Origin of the sequence: Promicromonospora aerolata (assembly GCF_042682255.1) — a bacterium.
Taxonomy (GTDB): Bacteria; Actinomycetota; Actinomycetes; order Actinomycetales; family Cellulomonadaceae; genus Promicromonospora; species Promicromonospora aerolata.
In genome coordinates this window covers 4190374-4205153 of the sequence record NZ_JBHUHF010000001.1, presented here as the reverse complement: position 1 = coordinate 4205153, position 14780 = coordinate 4190374, and the positions used below count along the sequence as shown (strand labels likewise).

General features: G+C 71.6%; 15 protein-coding genes, 1 tRNA gene and 1 pseudogene. 6 read left to right on the top strand and 11 right to left on the bottom strand.

The annotated features are described in order from the left end of the window. Positions 1 to 134: 134 nt before the first annotated feature. A complete protein-coding gene (locus tag ACFSL2_RS18715; protein WP_377199286.1) occupies positions 135 to 1112 on the top strand; it encodes an NAD(P)H-quinone oxidoreductase in 978 nt (325 codons plus the stop codon). Positions 1113 to 1206: 94 nt separating this feature from the next. Further along, complete coding sequence (locus ACFSL2_RS18710) at positions 1207 to 1860, top strand: bacterial proteasome activator family protein (protein ID WP_377199285.1); 654 nt, start codon at positions 1207 to 1209, stop codon at positions 1858 to 1860. Positions 1861 to 1870: 10 nt separating this feature from the next. On the opposite strand, the gene ACFSL2_RS18705 is transcribed toward ACFSL2_RS18710, so the two are convergent. From ACFSL2_RS18705 to ACFSL2_RS18695, 3 genes are all read right to left on the bottom strand, one after another. Further along, entirely contained in the window at positions 1871 to 2998 is a 1128-nt protein-coding gene (locus ACFSL2_RS18705; protein WP_377199284.1) for a hypothetical protein, read from the bottom strand. Between the two features lie 97 nt (positions 2999 to 3095). After that, positions 3096 to 3671: a dCTP deaminase gene (gene dcd / locus ACFSL2_RS18700; protein ID WP_377199283.1), complete on the bottom strand. Its 576-nt coding sequence runs from the start codon at positions 3669 to 3671 to the stop codon at positions 3096 to 3098. 75 nt (positions 3672 to 3746) lie between these two features. Further along, positions 3747 to 4220, bottom strand: a complete 474-nt coding sequence (locus tag ACFSL2_RS18695; protein WP_377199282.1) for a TM2 domain-containing protein — start codon at positions 4218 to 4220, stop codon at positions 3747 to 3749. Between the two features lie 155 nt (positions 4221 to 4375). On the opposite strand from ACFSL2_RS18695, the gene ACFSL2_RS18690 reads away from it, so the two are divergent. After that, a tRNA-Gly gene (locus ACFSL2_RS18690) sits at positions 4376 to 4449 on the top strand. Positions 4450 to 4543: 94 nt separating this feature from the next. Here the strand turns inward: ACFSL2_RS18690 and ACFSL2_RS18685 are convergent. Further along, positions 4544 to 4921 (bottom strand): hypothetical protein, encoded by a 378-nt coding sequence (locus ACFSL2_RS18685; RefSeq protein WP_377199281.1) that lies wholly within the window; start codon positions 4919 to 4921, stop codon positions 4544 to 4546. Continuing rightward, positions 4909 to 5208, bottom strand: a complete 300-nt coding sequence (locus tag ACFSL2_RS18680) for a hypothetical protein (RefSeq protein ID WP_377199280.1) — start codon at positions 5206 to 5208, stop codon at positions 4909 to 4911. The genes ACFSL2_RS18685 and ACFSL2_RS18680 overlap by 13 nt, the downstream gene beginning before the upstream one ends. Positions 5209 to 5348: 140 nt before the next feature. Here ACFSL2_RS18680 and ACFSL2_RS18675 point away from each other — a divergent pair, with 140 nt between their 5' ends. Then, entirely contained in the window at positions 5349 to 6071 is a 723-nt protein-coding gene (locus tag ACFSL2_RS18675; protein WP_377199279.1) for a GntR family transcriptional regulator, read from the top strand. Between the two features lie 19 nt (positions 6072 to 6090). Here the strand turns inward: ACFSL2_RS18675 and ACFSL2_RS18670 are convergent, their stop codons facing one another. After that, on the bottom strand, positions 6091 to 7005 hold the full coding sequence (locus ACFSL2_RS18670) for a diacylglycerol kinase catalytic domain-containing protein (protein WP_377199278.1): 915 nt from the start codon (positions 7003 to 7005) through the stop codon (positions 6091 to 6093). A gap of 1 nt (position 7006) precedes the next feature. Continuing rightward, on the bottom strand, positions 7007 to 8044 hold the full coding sequence (locus ACFSL2_RS18665; protein ID WP_377199277.1) for an SPFH domain-containing protein: 1038 nt from the start codon (positions 8042 to 8044) through the stop codon (positions 7007 to 7009). An 89-nt stretch (positions 8045 to 8133) separates the two neighbouring features. On the opposite strand from ACFSL2_RS18665, the gene ACFSL2_RS18660 reads away from it, so the two are divergent. Further along, complete coding sequence (locus ACFSL2_RS18660) at positions 8134 to 8910, top strand: NUDIX domain-containing protein (RefSeq protein WP_377199276.1); 777 nt, start codon at positions 8134 to 8136, stop codon at positions 8908 to 8910. Here ACFSL2_RS18660 and ACFSL2_RS18655 read toward each other — a convergent pair. Continuing rightward, a complete protein-coding gene (locus tag ACFSL2_RS18655) occupies positions 8879 to 9937 on the bottom strand; it encodes a pirin family protein (RefSeq protein ID WP_377199275.1) in 1059 nt (352 codons plus the stop codon). The two genes, ACFSL2_RS18660 and ACFSL2_RS18655, sit on opposite strands and share 32 nt — an antisense overlap. A gap of 510 nt (positions 9938 to 10447) precedes the next feature. Beyond that, positions 10448 to 11455 carry a hypothetical protein gene (locus tag ACFSL2_RS18650; RefSeq protein WP_377199274.1) on the bottom strand — a complete coding sequence of 336 codons (1008 nt, stop codon included), beginning with the start codon at positions 11453 to 11455 and terminating at the stop codon, positions 10448 to 10450. Between the two features lie 332 nt (positions 11456 to 11787). Between ACFSL2_RS18650 and ACFSL2_RS18645 the strand changes: the two genes are divergently transcribed. Next, positions 11788 to 12399: a TetR/AcrR family transcriptional regulator gene (locus ACFSL2_RS18645; protein WP_377199273.1), complete on the top strand. Its 612-nt coding sequence runs from the start codon at positions 11788 to 11790 to the stop codon at positions 12397 to 12399. Between the two features lie 18 nt (positions 12400 to 12417). Here the strand turns inward: ACFSL2_RS18645 and ACFSL2_RS18640 are convergent. Both ACFSL2_RS18640 and ACFSL2_RS18635 read right to left on the bottom strand, forming a co-directional pair. Next, a pseudogene (locus ACFSL2_RS18640) lies at positions 12418 to 13547 on the bottom strand (magnesium and cobalt transport protein CorA). 314 nt (positions 13548 to 13861) lie between these two features. Next, positions 13862 to 14740, bottom strand: a complete 879-nt coding sequence (locus tag ACFSL2_RS18635) for a sugar phosphate isomerase/epimerase family protein (RefSeq protein WP_377199272.1) — start codon at positions 14738 to 14740, stop codon at positions 13862 to 13864. Positions 14741 to 14780 lie beyond the last annotated feature (40 nt).

Below are 14780 nucleotides of genomic sequence, written 5' to 3'. Positions count from 1 at the left end.
CTCTCCATCACTGATCCGGAAGGGGGTGGCGTGCGTGTGCCCGCCGAACGACCCTCGGTGCTGCGTACAAGTTACCGGCACCCGGTTTCCGCTGACGACCCTCGTGAGGCCACACGGAAGTAGGCTTCATCGATGTGCGAGCCGTCACGATATCTGGACCGGGCCCATCAGGGAAACTCTCCATTTCCTCCCTGAATCCACCGATTGCTGGCCAAAGGGACGTGGTGATCGCTGTCGCCGCTGCCGGCGTGAACCGTGCTGACCTGCTCCAACGCGCCGGATACTACCCCCCTCCGGCGGGTGCCCCCGACTGGCCCGGTCTCGAGATATCCGGAACTGTGAGGCGTGTCGGGCCCGGCGTGTCGCGCTGGCGTGCCGGAGACCAGGTCACCGCGCTGCTCGAAGGCGGCGGTTATGCCGAGGAGGTAGTGGTTCGCGAGACGCAGGTGCTGCCGGTTCCCGACGGCGTCGACCTGGTGGACGCGGCAGCCCTTCCCGAAGCAGCGTGCACCGTCTGGAACAACCTCGTGGATGTCGGGCGCCTGGGCCCCGGCGAGTGGGTCCTCGCGCACGGCGGGTCCGGCGGCATCGGCACCTTCGCCATCCAGCTCGCCCGGGCGCTCGGTGCGCACGTGGCCACGACGGCCGGCGGACCGGAGCGCACGGCGCGGTGCGCCGACCTGGGGGCCGAGCTGGTCATCGATCACCGGGAGCAGGACTTCGTGGACGAGGTGCGACGGGCGACGGACGGCCGCGGCGCCGACGTCGTGCTCGACCTGCTCGGCGGCGGCGCCCTGGGCGACAACGTCCGCGCACTGGCCCGGGGCGGCCGGCTGGTCGTCATCGGCATGCAGCAGGGGCGGCGCGGCGAGCTCGACCTCACCGACCTCCTCGCCCGGCGCGGTACCGTCACGGGCACGCTGCTCCGGTCGCGGCCCGCGGACGAGAAGGCCCGCATCGTCGCGGACACCGAGCGGCACGTCTGGCCGCTGATCGCCGACGGACAGGTACGGCCGGTGGTCCATGCCCGCATCCCGTTCGCCGAGGCGCAGTCGGCCCATGAGCTGCTGGAGTCCGGCGAGGCCTTCGGCAAAGTCCTCCTGGTCCCCTGATCAACCCGTGCCTATATATAGGCATGGTCGACAATTTCGTTCGCGCCGGAATACTGCCATGCGAACGACAGGCAATCCGGGCAAGACTGGACTCATGACCGACGAGCGAGCCAATCCCCAGTCCGACGAGCGACGCGACGACAGCCCCGACCGCGAGCGACCCGACGACGGAACGTCCGCCGCCCACCCCCAGGTGGTGACCCCCGACGGCGCCGCCGTGCCGTCCGACCACACGGCCGAGGGCGACGACGGCGAGGACGAGATGAACGAGGCCGAGGCCGTGGTGGGCCAGGTCGAGGAGCCGGCCAAGGTCATGCGCATCGGCGGCATGGTCAAGCGGCTGCTCGACGAGGTCCGCGACGCCCCGCTGGACGAGGCTGCGCGCTCACGTCTGGCCGAGATCCACGAGCGGTCGATCCACGAGCTCGAGGACGGGCTCTCCCCCGACCTCGTCGAGGAGCTGCACCGCATCACCCTGCCGTTCTCGGACGACTCCGCGCCCTCCGAGGCCGAGCTGCGGGTGGCTCAGGCGCAGCTGGTGGGCTGGCTCGAAGGCCTGTTCCACGGCATCCAGACGGCGCTCGTGGCGCAGCAGATGGCGGCCCAGGCGCAGCTCTCGCAGATGCGGCGGGCGCTGCCACCCGGCAGCGGGACGTTCGGCCCGGGCGGACCGGGCGGCCCCACCATGCCGGGCGGTCACGACGACGAGTCGGGCGGCGAGCGCCGGACCCCGGGCCAGTACCTCTGACCCGGCAGCCTCAGAGGTCGGAGGGGTCTACCAGAAAGCCATCCTCGTCGGCGATCTCGCCTCCGGCGGCAGCGTGGATGGCGCCGGCGAGCCGGGCCACCAGCTCCGCCGCGCGCTTCCGCGCGACCCGTAGCTCCATGGACGGGAACTCCCGCTGCGACTCCACGGGGTCGTGCGGCTCCCAGTGCACCCAGTAGCGCACCGCGCCCTGCTCCGCCCACGGCAGTCCGCGCAGCAGGCGTGGCAGCTTCTCCTCGCCCGAGATCTCCACGGCGACGATCCCGTCGACGTCGAGGTCCACGACGAGTCCGTACCCGTCCAGGACGCGCGGGCCGGTGAGTGCCTTGATGTCGTAGTCGTCGGCAGCCGCGTGCAGCATCTTGCGCAGCTCGGGGTCCAGAGGGTCGCCGGGATACAGCGGCTTGTCGGCGATCCCCTGGGGCGGCCCGCCCCACTCCTGGCCGTCCATGTGGAGGCGGGCGCGCGGGTGCACCTTCTGCAGGATCGCGTGCGCCGCCTGCGGGTCGAGCCAGACGTCGGAGTAGACAGTCATGTCGATGGCCGCTCCGGCGTCCGGCGTGAGCACCACACCGGATCCGGGCTTCGCCGTCGGGCCCGCTGCAGTGCCGGGAGCGTCCCAGATCGCGCCCACGTCCAGGCGGAGCGACCCGCCCAGGCGGCGCGCCACCGAGACGAGCCACTCGACGAGGCGGCGCTCCTCGCGCTCGGGCATGCCGGCGGCGAAGGCCCGTCCTATGCCGTCACGGTCGCCGGCCGGGAACGGTGCCTCGCCACGCTCCCGATGGCAGACGACGTCGAACGCCATCGCGGCACCCGGCGGCACCCCGACGTCGAACCCCTCGCCGGCAGGCCGGTACGGCCCGTTGATCACGGCGTGGCGCGAGACGCGCAGCACGCCGACCTCCTTGCCCTGCGCGCGGCGGCCCTGCGGCGCTCCCGCGACGTTGCCCGGCAGGATCCCCGGTGGCACCACGTCCCACCGCGTGGCGGAGAAGCGGGAGAGGGCGAGGACCTCGATCTCGTCCAGCTCCACGTCACCGGGCACGGTCAGGATGTGTCGTGCCTGGTGTCCCTGCGCAACGGTGCGCGGCAAGAGCGGGAGCTGGGGAGCTGCCATCGGGGTCCCTTCAAACGTCCGGATGCCCGGTCCGCGCCGGGCATCCGGAGCCTACCGCTCGACGAGCACGGCCAGCGGCGCCGACCACCGCCGGCGGTCACACCTCGCTGCGGTGGAAGTTCTTCGCGGAGCGGGACGCCGTCGGGCCGCGCTGACCCTGGTACCGGGACCCGTACAGGTCGGACCCGTACGGGTGCTCGGACGCCGACGACAGGCGGAAGAAGCACAGCTGCCCGATCTTCATTCCCGGCCACAGCTTGATCGGCAGGGTCGCGACGTTGCTCAGCTCCAGGGTCACGTGCCCGCTGAACCCGGGGTCGATGAACCCGGCCGTCGAGTGGGTGAGCAGGCCCAGGCGCCCCAGGGAGGACTTGCCCTCGAGGCGGGCCGCGACGTCGTCGGGCAGGGTGACGGACTCGAACGTGCTCCCGAGCACGAACTCCCCCGGATGCAGCACGAACGCCTCGCTGCTGTCCGCCTCCACGAGGCGGGTCAGCTCCGGCTGGTCCGTGGCCGGGTCGATGAACGGGTACTTGTGGTTGTCGAAGAGCCGGAAGTACCGGTCGAGGCGCACGTCGATGCTCGAGGGCTGGAGCATCGACGGTTCGTACGGGTCGAGGACTACGCGGTCGGCCTCGAGCTCGGCACGGATATCGCGGTCGGAGAGGAGCACCCCGATACGGTACTGGGCGCCACAGGGCGGCGCCGCCCCGCACCGGGGTAGCGCCGCGACCTCACGGGGTGACCGTCACCACTGCAGCGGCTTGTGCTTCGAGTCCACCGACCAGTAGCCCTTGCGCATCACGAGGTACAGGATGCCCTCGATCCCACCCCAGATCGCGGGCACGAACCATGCCTGCCCCAGGGACACCGCGGTGATGAGCAGCATGATCCAGCCCAGGCCCTTGTACCCGAGGTAGAACCGGTGCGCTCCCACCACGCCCAGCAGGATCCCGAGCAGCCCGGCGGTGAGGCGCGACTTGCGTCCCGGCACGTGCTCCACCGGTGGGGTGGGCCGGTCGTAGTCGTACTGCTGCTGGTAGTTCGCCGGTCCGGCGCCCGGCGCCGTCGTGCCCGCTGGAGCCTTCGGGTTCCGCAGGGCACGGGTGTCGCCCGGGGGCGGGGGTGGCGGGGGCTGCGGCGGTCCCGACGGCCGCGGGGGCAGCGGTTTCGTCTCCTGGTAGATCGGCTCGGTCGGCTTCTCGCTGGGGTGCTCGGTCACGGCTGCTCCGGCTGCTCGGCGACACTCGCTCCGAAACCCGGTTCGGCATCTGGGCGAGTTTGGGTATGATCGGGTCGCACGCCAGGTTCACGGGCGCTGTTGCGGAACCCTAGCGGGATTCGCAAACGGCAGATACCCGGGCAGAACCGGACGATGCGGGTGTAGTTCAATGGTAGAACTTCAGCTTCCCAAGCTGATAGCGCGGGTTCGATTCCCGTCACCCGCTCCACAGGGCAACGCCCCAGGTCAGGATGCAGATCCTGACCTGGGGCGTTGCTCGTTCCCGAGCGATCGGCCGCTCCGGCGTGCCAGCCGTGCCCTGCTCAGCGCCGTACCGGGGCCGTCAGTCGCAGCGAGACCGCCAGCCCCCGTTCGGCGACCGGTACCCAGCCGGTCCAGCACCGCCACACCGCCGAACCCGTGCCGTCGTGGTCTCCCCGGTGTTCCGCCAGGTGGAGCATCCCGGCGAGCCGCGCCGCGTCACGCACCCGCGCAGCGACGACGTCCACGGTCAGGACGCCCACCACGTCGTCCTCGAGATCGAGGTGGTCCACGCCTGCCCGGACGTCCAGGGTGTGGATGTCGAAGACGTGCGCGATCAGCGCGGTGACCTCGACGAGCTCCGCGAGATGCGCTCCCGGCGTCGGACAGCCGCCGGCGCCGGGGTCCGCCGCACAGGGGCCGGCGGTCACGTCGGCCACGCCCGGACCGGCCGCGCGGTTCCGCGCAGCTGGCCGTAGACGAACATGTCCATGTCGTTCCACCGGCCCGTCCACACCGTGAATCCGGGCTGCGTGGCCGGGTAGTCCGTCGCGACGGTGATCCCGAGCTGGGCGGCGATGTCCGCCCCCTCGGCCAGTCGCGCCGGATGCACGACCAGATGGTCGCGAAACACCTCGACCCACTTGATCCGTGCATCCCCTACCTCCGCCAGCAGGTCCGCCGCACCAGCCGCGGAACGGGCCAGACTGCCCGCTATCGTCGCCATCTCTCCCACCTCTCCGCGCCTACCTCTAGGCACATAGACAGCCTGTTGGGGCTCGGCGGAGAGCCGCAACCGCTACGCCGAAAAGTTGCGTATACGCACTGGCTGCGGGTTAGGTGGGTTCCGTGTCTAGAGAGGGACGTGTGACTGCCGCAAGCATCGCCAAGGATCTTCGTGCCGCGATCCGCTCCGGGACCTACAATCCGGGCGACCGCCTTCCGAGCGAAGCAGCGCTCATGTCGAACTACGGCGTGGCGCGCATGACCGCGCGCCACGGGTTGTCGATGCTCAAGGACGAGGGGCTGACCGTGACCCGGCACGGCTCCGGTGTCTTCGTCCGCACCTTCGAGCCGATCATCCGGGACACCACCGGCGCCGCGGTCGACGACTCCACCGTGACCGCCGAGGTCGACGAGACCGGCGCAGGACTCACCGTCCGCACTCTTGCCGTCACCGCGGAGGCCGACCCGCCGGAGAAGGTCCGTACCGCGCTCGGCCTCGCGGAGGGCGACAAGGTGACCGTGCGCGAGCGTCTGCATCTGCGCGAGCGCAAGCCGGTGCTGTTCGCGACGTCGTACCTGCCGGCGTCGGTCGCGGCGGGGACGCCCATCGCCGCGCAGGACGTCGGACCGGGCGGCACGCACGCGCGCCTCACCGAGGCCGGGCACGCGCCGGTCCGGTTCCGCGAGGACGTGGTCGGCCGGATGCCGACGATCGAGGAGATCGAGGAGCTGCGGATCGAGCCGGGCACACCCGTGCTGTCCGTGACCCGCACCGCGTTCACGCAGGACGGCACGCCGGTCGAGGTGAGCTATGTGGTGCTCGACGCCGGCGAGTTCATGCTCCGGTACGACGTCGAGGGCTGAGCACCGACCCGCCCGGTCCTCACAGGAGCCGAAGCCGCCGCTCGGCCACCCCGACCCGGACCTCCTGGCCCCACGAGACCTCGAGCCGGTCGGCCTCCATGCCGTCCCCGAACACCACCAGCCGGTCGGACTGGGCGGTCACCACGAGCTCACCGCCCCTCCCGAGCACGCCCTCCGTCATCGTGACGCCGGTGACCGGCGACGGCCATGCCTCCCGCACGAACCAGGCCAGTGCCCGGTCCGTCGGCCCGGGCAGCCTGCGGCCGCCCCGGTCGTGCGCGATCGAGGCGCACCACCCGGTGGCGCCGGTGCCCGTGCTGACGATCAGGCCTGACGACGACTGGCGCTCCGCACCGCCGTCGGCCCCGAGCACGTAGCGCGCCGACTGGTGACTCGGATGCCCCAGGAACAGCTCGTTGACGGCGCGGAGCTCCTGGCCGTCGTCGAGCCGCGCACTGACCATGGTGAGCTCGTCGCAGCGCACGGCCGAGAACGGGCCCTCGCCCGCGCCGGCCCGCGGGGCCGCGAGGCTGCCGATGATCTCGGCGACGTCGCCGACGTCGTGCCGTACCAGGACACCGAGGTTGGTCCCCGGCTCCGGGTCGACGCCGACGACGAGCTGCCGGTCCAGGTACTTGGCCACGTTCGCGACCAGCCCGTCCTGGCCCACCACGAGCACGACGTCCTCGGGCGCGAAGAGGAAGCGGTCCAGGTCGGTCCGCTCCACCTCCGCCAGCGCCCAGTCGGAGGGCACGCTCGCCGCGACCGCGCTGCGGGCCGACGTCGCGGCCTCGTGCCGCGCCTCGACGTCCGCCAGCGTGCGGCCGCGGGTGCGGAGGAAGAACTCCGCCTGGCCGCGCGTGGCGTGCCGGTCGAGCAGCTCGTCGAGCTCGGTACGGCGGTGCACCAGCACCGCCCGGGTGCGGAGCGCCACGTCAGCGCTCCGCGGCCGGCACGCCGTCCGGCGTCGGATCGCTCGACCGGGCGGTCAGCGCGCTCAGGAGGCCGCTCACCAGGTCGGGCGTGACCGTCAGCGAGCCGACGGCGGGCAGGTGCGGCGCGGCGTCGCGCAGGGCGAGCGCCGTGAGGACATCCCGCCCGACGTTCGAGTACACCTCCATGAGCGCCGACTCCTTGGCCGCCTCGGCCTCACCGAGCTGCCGCAGCGAGGCCGCCTGCGCGGTTGCGGCGATCTCGCGCCGCTCGGCGTCGGACCTCGCCGACACCAAGGCGGCCGCCGCCTCCTCCTCCGCCTCACGGCGCTTGTTCGCACCCTCCTGGGCGACGAGCTGCTCGCGGCGCGCGGCGAGCTCGATCTGGCTCGCCAGCTCGTTCTCCGCGATCTTCCGCTCGCGCTCGACGGCGACCGCGCGCCGTTCGTAGGTCGCCCGGTCGGCCTCGGACTGGAGCCGTTCGCGGACCGGTGTACGCAGGGCCTTCTCGACGTCGCCCTCCGGCCGGACCGCGAGCACCCGTACGCCCAGCACCTCGATGCCCGTCGCGGCCAGGCGCGCGTCGTCGCCGAGCGCTCCGAGCGCCGAACGGACGCGCCCGATGCCGGACTCCAGCGCCTCGGCCAGGTCCAGCGTGGCGATCAGGTCGACCGTGAGGCTCTGCGCGAGCTGACCCACGATGGCACCCACCTGCTGCCGGCCGCTCGCCTCCCGCCCCTTCTCCGTGACCGGGAAGATCCCGAAGTCGAGACGCTGGGACGCGAGCACCGGGTCACCGAACCGGTAGGTGACGTTGGACTGCACGCTCACGTCCTGCTGGTCGCGCGTCACCGCGTGGAACAGGACCGGGAGCTCCTGGTCCGTGGCGGGAACCTCGCTCAGCACCGAGGTGTCGGGACGGAACCAGAAGGCCTGGCCCACACCCTCGTGCCGCACGCGGCCCTTGCTGAGGTGCACCACGTAGTCGCTCGCAGAGCCCAGGAACTGGCGGACCCAGGGGTAGTGCTTGATGGTTGCCATCGCCGGCTTCTCCTCGTCATTGTCGTCACCTTGACGATATCTACTGGCTCCGCTTTTCGTCAAGGTGACGAGAATGTACGGTCGTTGTCATGGCCCGCACCGCACCAGCCCTTCCCGCCGTACCCGGCACGGCGGGCTCGTTCCCCGTCACCGTCGACGTCGTAGCCCTGACGGTGCGCGGCGGCACTCTGCAGGCCCTCGTGGTCGACCGCCTCCTGGAGCCGTTCCGTGGCCGCGCCGCGCTCCCCGGCGGGTTCGTGCTGCCGGGCGAGACCCTGGAGCGTGCGGCGGAGCGGGAGCTCGCCGAGGAGACGGGGCTGACGGCTCCCGCCGGCGCGACGGGCGTCGGGCCGTGGCATCTCGAGCAGCTACGGACGTACGGCCCGCTCGACCGCGATCCGCGCGGCCCCGTGCTGTCGGTCGCCTACCTGCTGCTCGCGCCCGCCTTCGGGCTGCCGGCTGCGGGCGGCGACGCGGCCGAGGCCCGCTGGGTCACCGTCGGCGACGGCGCCGTGCACCTCGCCTTCGACCACGACCGCATCCTGGCCGACGGCGTGGAGCGGGCCCGCGCCAAGATCGAGTACTCGCCCCTCGCCGCGGCGTTCTGCCCGGCGGAGTTCACGGTCGCGGAGCTCCGCGGCGTGTACGAGGCGGTCTGGGGCACCCGGCTGGACGCCCGGAACTTCCACCGGAAGGCGACGGGCACGCCGGGCTTCCTGGAGCCGACCGGGCGGCTGGGCGGGGGCGGCCCCGGCCGGCCGGCCGAGCTCTACCGCCTCGCGCCCGGCGTCGACCCGACGGCGACCGTGCTGCACCCGCCGCTGCTGCGGCAGGTCAGCCCTGACCCGGGCGCGCCCTCGGCTTGAGGCGCAGGTCCGGCAGCGCGGGCGCGCGCAGCGGCCCGCTCGGGTAGCCGAGCACCTGGCCGAAGCGACGCGCGGCGGCGCCGTCCGTGTATGCCGTCGCCCCGTCTCCCGACCCGTCCGCCGGGCCGAGCTCCGCAACGAGGGCCATCCAGTCGTCGCGAGCCTTGACGATGTCCTCGTGCGTGCGGCCCATGAAGTTCCACCACATGATGACGTCCTCGGTGAACGGCAGGCCGCCGATCAGGATCACGCGCGCCGGTGCACCCGCCGCCGCGCGCACCACCAGGGCGGGCCGTCCAGGTGCCGCGTAGCCGAGGTTGGCCGGGGGCACGGCACGCCCCTCGAACGTCACGTCGCCGGTGTCCACGAGCAGGGCGTGCTCGTGCGCCGGATCGACGTCGAGCCGCACCTCCGCGCCCGGCTCCAGGTCGATCTGCGCTCCCACCAGCGGCGTGTACGTCGTCGCGGGCGAGTACAGCTCCTCGCCCGCGACCGCCAGGCGCCCGATGAACACCTGCACGACGGCACCGTCGTGCCGCGCGACCGGTAGGTCGCCGTGGTGCTCGAAGTGCGGGTCGACGCCGAGGGCCGATCCGGGCAGCGCCGTCCACAGCTGCACGCCGTGCAGCAGGGGCGGGCGCCCTTCTGCCGGCGACTCCTCCGAGTGGGAGATGCCGACCCCCGCCGTCATCAGGTTGAGCTCGCCCGGCCGGACGGTCTGGAGCGAACCCACGGAGTCGCGGTGCAGGATCTCGCCCTCGAAGAGCCAGCTCACCGTCTGGAGCCCGGTGTGCGGGTGCGGCGGGACCTGCATGCCTGCGCTGGCGGACACGTCGTCGGGCCCGTAGTGGTCGCTGAAGCACCAGGCACCCACCAGGGACCGGGCGCGCTGCGGGATGGTGCGCCGCACGTTCATCGCCCGCGGCCCGCCGAGCGGTACCTCGCGCGGGGTGAGGAGCTCGATGCCGTCGCTCTGCTCGCCCGCCGTACAGACCTGCTCGGCCGGCCGGATCTCGAGGTTGCTCATGCGCTGAGCCTAGATCGGGGCCCGGCTCCCGGCACAAGGCCAGGGCCCCCGGGGCAGGCCGGGGGCCCTGGCATCACCGCGCACCCGTGGTCCGGCTTCGGTGCGGACCAGAGCGCCGTGTCGACGTCACGGCCCCGAGACATCCGCCAGACCTGGATCGCCAGGCCTGTTTCTTCGCGGACACCTCGGACGCGGGCGGTCTTCCGGCCCCGTACAGGCACCTGTGACGTCATCCACAGCCCGCACCGCGGTACGGGACGTCCTGTCGTTCTCCGGTCAACCATGTATTCGACCTTCGGGCCGGTCGGTACTGCTGCAGCGCACCGAATCAGTACCCGAATCGCCGAACCATTGCACCGTTTCTATCCGCGAGGCGCACGCCCGGCAACTGCTCCACCGTTGTAATTTTCACCCGCAACTTGCCCACAGTTTTGTCCACAGGAACAGGCCCGGGTTTCCCACACTGCACACAGGGCTGTGGACAAAATCTGTGGATAACTAAAGGGACGCTCAAACCCAGGCGCGAGTTCCTGGGGCACCCGTGGTGGGGTCATGGCGCCCGTCCAGCTCTTCGGGCGCGGCGATGAAGCCCCCGTCGTCCACGAGCACACCCCCGATCCGGCTCTGGAGCGCCACGGCCAGGCGCGCCACGGAGACACGCATGCGAGCCCGGGCGATGACGTGCAGCCCCGACGCCTGCTCCAGCTCCAGCTCGTAGGGATCGGACGGGACCCAGCTGATGCGGTAGGCGAACGGCCCGTAGCTGCGCCAGTCCAGCGCACCCAGGGCACGTGGCACCCGGTCGACCCGCTCCATGTCGATGCTGATCGCCCCGTCGTACGCCGTGCTCCCGGCGAGGGTGTAGTGCGGCGACCCGTCCGCCGTGACCTGCTCGGCGGACACGTCAGCGGTGGCGATGAGCGAGCGCAGCATGGGCAGCACGTCACCGGACAGGAGGGGGTGCGCCGCGAAGAGCGCGAGGTTCACCGAGGCGGCAGGGTCGGGCACGAGCGGCTGCCTGCCGTCCGCGAGCACACCACCACCCGACTTGCGCGCCGCCGCGACCATCCACTGCACGATGCGCAGCTCCTCCCCCTGCGGCAGCGCGTGCGGGAAGGCGCGTGCGATGCCGTCGCGGTCGTCGTACGACGACGGCGCCGCACCGCGCACGTCGCGCAGGCCGTCGGTGCGGCTGACCGAGTACGCCTCGGCCGTGGTCGCCGAGATCTTGAGCTCGGCGAGGTGCCCCGCGCCGACCTCGAACGGCCCGGTCGCCACGTGCCCCTCCCCCAGGCGCAGGACACCGGGGACGATCGTGTCCGGCTGCGCCATGCCGCGGAACCGGGCGCCGGTCATCCGGCGCGCCCTCCCGGTACGGGAGGGTTCTCGGAGCCATTCGATCTCCGAGAACCAGGCGGCCGCGAGCTCGCTGACGGCGACCGGACCGTTCGTACTGGGCAGGATCAGAACGTGACCCGAGGCGTGTTCCGCTGGAAGCACGCCCGCCAGAAATGTCATGCGGGAACTTTACTGCCGGTCACTCTCCACGATGATGCAGGCATGTTACGGAGAGGAAACGCCCTCATCACAGCAACCGCACGGCGTTTGACACTCCGCGGTAATCATTCCGCCGAGTCTCTCTCATATTCCTATGAATATTCATAGGGCGACCGAGTCTCACTGCTATGACAGCCGGAAATGCCGGCCATTGAACAGTGGCGCGGGCGGCGGCGCGAGCGGTGGACGCGGACCGCGGAAGCGCCCGCCCGGTACGGTCCGTCCAGCGCCTCGGGCGGCGGGCCCTGATCCGGCGTTCCGGTTACCTGACGACGCGTGCCTATGATGTCAGCATGCCCAAGATCATCGGCAAGAGTCTGCACGAGCACCGCCAGATGACCAGGCACAAGCTGTTCACCGCTCTGTCCACCCTCATGGCGGAGCGCGGGTTCGACACCATCACGCTGGCCGACATCGCCGCAGCGGCGCACGTCGGCCGCACTGCTGTCTACAACCACTTCCACGACAAGGAAGCGCTGCTCCTCGGCTTCATCACGCACGAGACCGAGCAGTACGCCCACACCCTGGAGCGCGCGCTCGACGGCGTGGACGACCCCGTGGAACAGCTGCGTACCTACATCCGCCAGCAGGCTCAGCTCACTCGCGTCTTCCACCTCGCCCCCGGACCGGACCTGCGGACGGTCCTGTCGCGCGCCACGCAGCAGCGCCTGCGTGAGCACGCCGACATCGTGGAGGCGATCCTCCGCCGCATCCTCACCGCGGGGATCGATGCCGGGACGTTCCCGCCCCAGGACATCGAGCCGACGGTGCACCTCGTCAACGCCTGCCTGTCCGGCCGCCTGATCCCCGACGAACCCGTCGCCCGCGAGCGCACCATCCGCGCCGCGGAGTCGTTCGTGCTGCGCGCGGTCGGGGCGCGTGCGCCCGAACGGGTGCCCGCCTGACGGCACGACGGGGACCGGTCAGATCCAGCGCTTCCAGCGGAAGACGCCGAACAGGCCCACGCTCACGGCCAGCATCGCGACGAGGGCAGCCGGGTAGCCGTACGCCCAGTCGAGCTCCGGCATGACGTCGAAGTTCATGCCGTAGACCGTGCCGACGAGTGTCGGGGCGAACAAGATCGCCGCCCAGCCGGAGATCTTCTTGACCTCCTCGCCCTGCCGGATGCTGACCTCCGAGAGGTGCTTCATCTCCTCGTTCTGCCGCTGCGCGACGAGGGTGGCGGCCACGGTGAGGATGTCCCGCAGGGCAGCGCGGAAGACCTCGATGCGGTCCGCGGCCTCCGTGAGGTGGTCGGCGACGTCGCGCAGGTAGGCCTGGAGCTCCGGGTCGACGTCGTACTTGTCGGCGCCCTTGGCGAGCGAGGCACAGAGGCTCTGCTCGGGCCGGACCGCCCGCTGGAAGTCGATGACCTCGCGGGAGAGCTCGTAGATGCGCCGCGACACGTCCGGCGCTCCGCCCCACACGTCGGACTCGATCTCGTCGATGTCGTGGTCCAGACCGGCGACGACGGGGGCGTACCCGTCCACGACGCTGTCCAGGATCGCGTAGAGAACGGCCTCCGGACCGCGCGCGAGCATCTCGCGGTCCGACTCCAGGCGGCTGCGCACCGCCGCCAGGTCGGGCGACGCACCGTGCCGCACCGTCACCACGAAGTCGGGGCCCACGAAGACGTGCAGCTCGCCGAACTCGACCTCCTCGAGGTCGTCCAGGTACCGCGCGGCGCGGAGCACCACGAACAGGGTGTCGCCGTACCGCTCGATCTTGGGGCGCTGGTGCGCCTGGATGGCGTCCTCGATCGCGAGCGGGTGCAGGTCGAACTCCGGGCGAGGGACGTCAGCTCGTCCTCGTCCGGCCGCTCCAGCCCGATCCAGGCCATGCCGCCGGGCCGCGAGCGCAGCGCGCTGAACGTTTCCGCCAGGTTGTCGTAGGCGGCGGTACGGACGCCGTCGTCGTAGATCGCGGCGGCGACGACCGACGAGCGGGGTGCGGGCTGGACGGCGCTCGGGGCGACGTCGGGCACGACGGCGCGACGCTGGCGCCGGACGCCGAGCAGCGGGCGAGAGGGGCGGGAGGGCAGGAACGTGGCCATGGGGTACTCCTGGGGTCGAGCGCAGGAAACGGACTGCGAACGGACACCGCAGCAGGGACGGCCGAACGACCGGTGGATCTCACGCCCGGGAGTCAGGGCGGAGCGCACCGGTGCGCGAGAGCCCGCGGAGACGCGGGCGGGGAACCGTCAGCTCAGCTGCGGTTCGGACTACTCGGAGGCTCGCTGCGGGTCATGCGCGCCACCTCCTTGGTCCCTGCGGCGGATCGCCGCGCCGTACGTTCTCGACAGTGGCCCAGTCTAGCCACGTCGAGGCACGGAATCGAACCCATTCGAGAGCAGGATCACAGAACTCGTCACCAGGCGTCGTGCGGCCGGTGGCTTACTCCGGGTGGGGTGTGGAACTCCTGCGGCGTCGGTGACAGATAGGCACGCGCGAACTGCAGCGAGGCCGCCAGGTCGTCGTGCCGCTCCGCGGCGGTGCGGGCGGCACGGGTCGAGATCTCCACACAGACGTCGCCGCTCCAGTGGCGCGCGACCAGCTCCTGGAGCACCTTCTCGGCCTGCATGCTGCCGCGGCCCGGTACGAGGTGCTCGTCCCGGGCGCCGTGGTTGCCGTCCGCCAGGTGCACGTGCCGCAGGCGATCGCCGAAGGTGTGCAGCAGCGTCAGCGCGTCCTGCTGCGCCACGCTCGCGTGCGAGAGGTCCAGGGTGACGGCGTCGTAGTCGTGCTCCGCGGGGTCCCAGCCGGGCAGGTACGCCTGGAACTCCCGCTTGCCGCCCCGCCAGGGATACATGTTCTCGACGGCGATGGTGATGCCCGTCGTCTCGCTCAGCGCACGCACCTGGTCCTGGAACTGCCGGGCGTACTTGTACTGCCAGCGGAACGGCGGGTGCACCACGACGGTGCCCGCACCGAGCTCGAGCGCCATCTCCGCGGTCCGTTCCAGCTTGGCCACCGGCGACCGGCCCCAGACCCGCTGGCTCACCAGCAGCGTCGGCGCGTGCACGGAGCGCACCGGCATACCCGTGTCGGCCGAGAGCTTGGCGAGGGACCGGGGGTTCTGGGTGACCTCCTCGGACCAGATCATGACCTCGACGCCGTCGTAGCCGAGCTCGGCGGCCGACTCGAAGGCCAGCGGCACACGGCGCGGGAAGACCGACGCTGTCGAGAGCGTGACCTGCACACCGGGCGCGCCCGGCTCCTGCGGTTCGGTCCAGATCGGTTCGGGCATGCGGGCCACCTTAGAGCGCCTACGTGACTGTCATGTGACC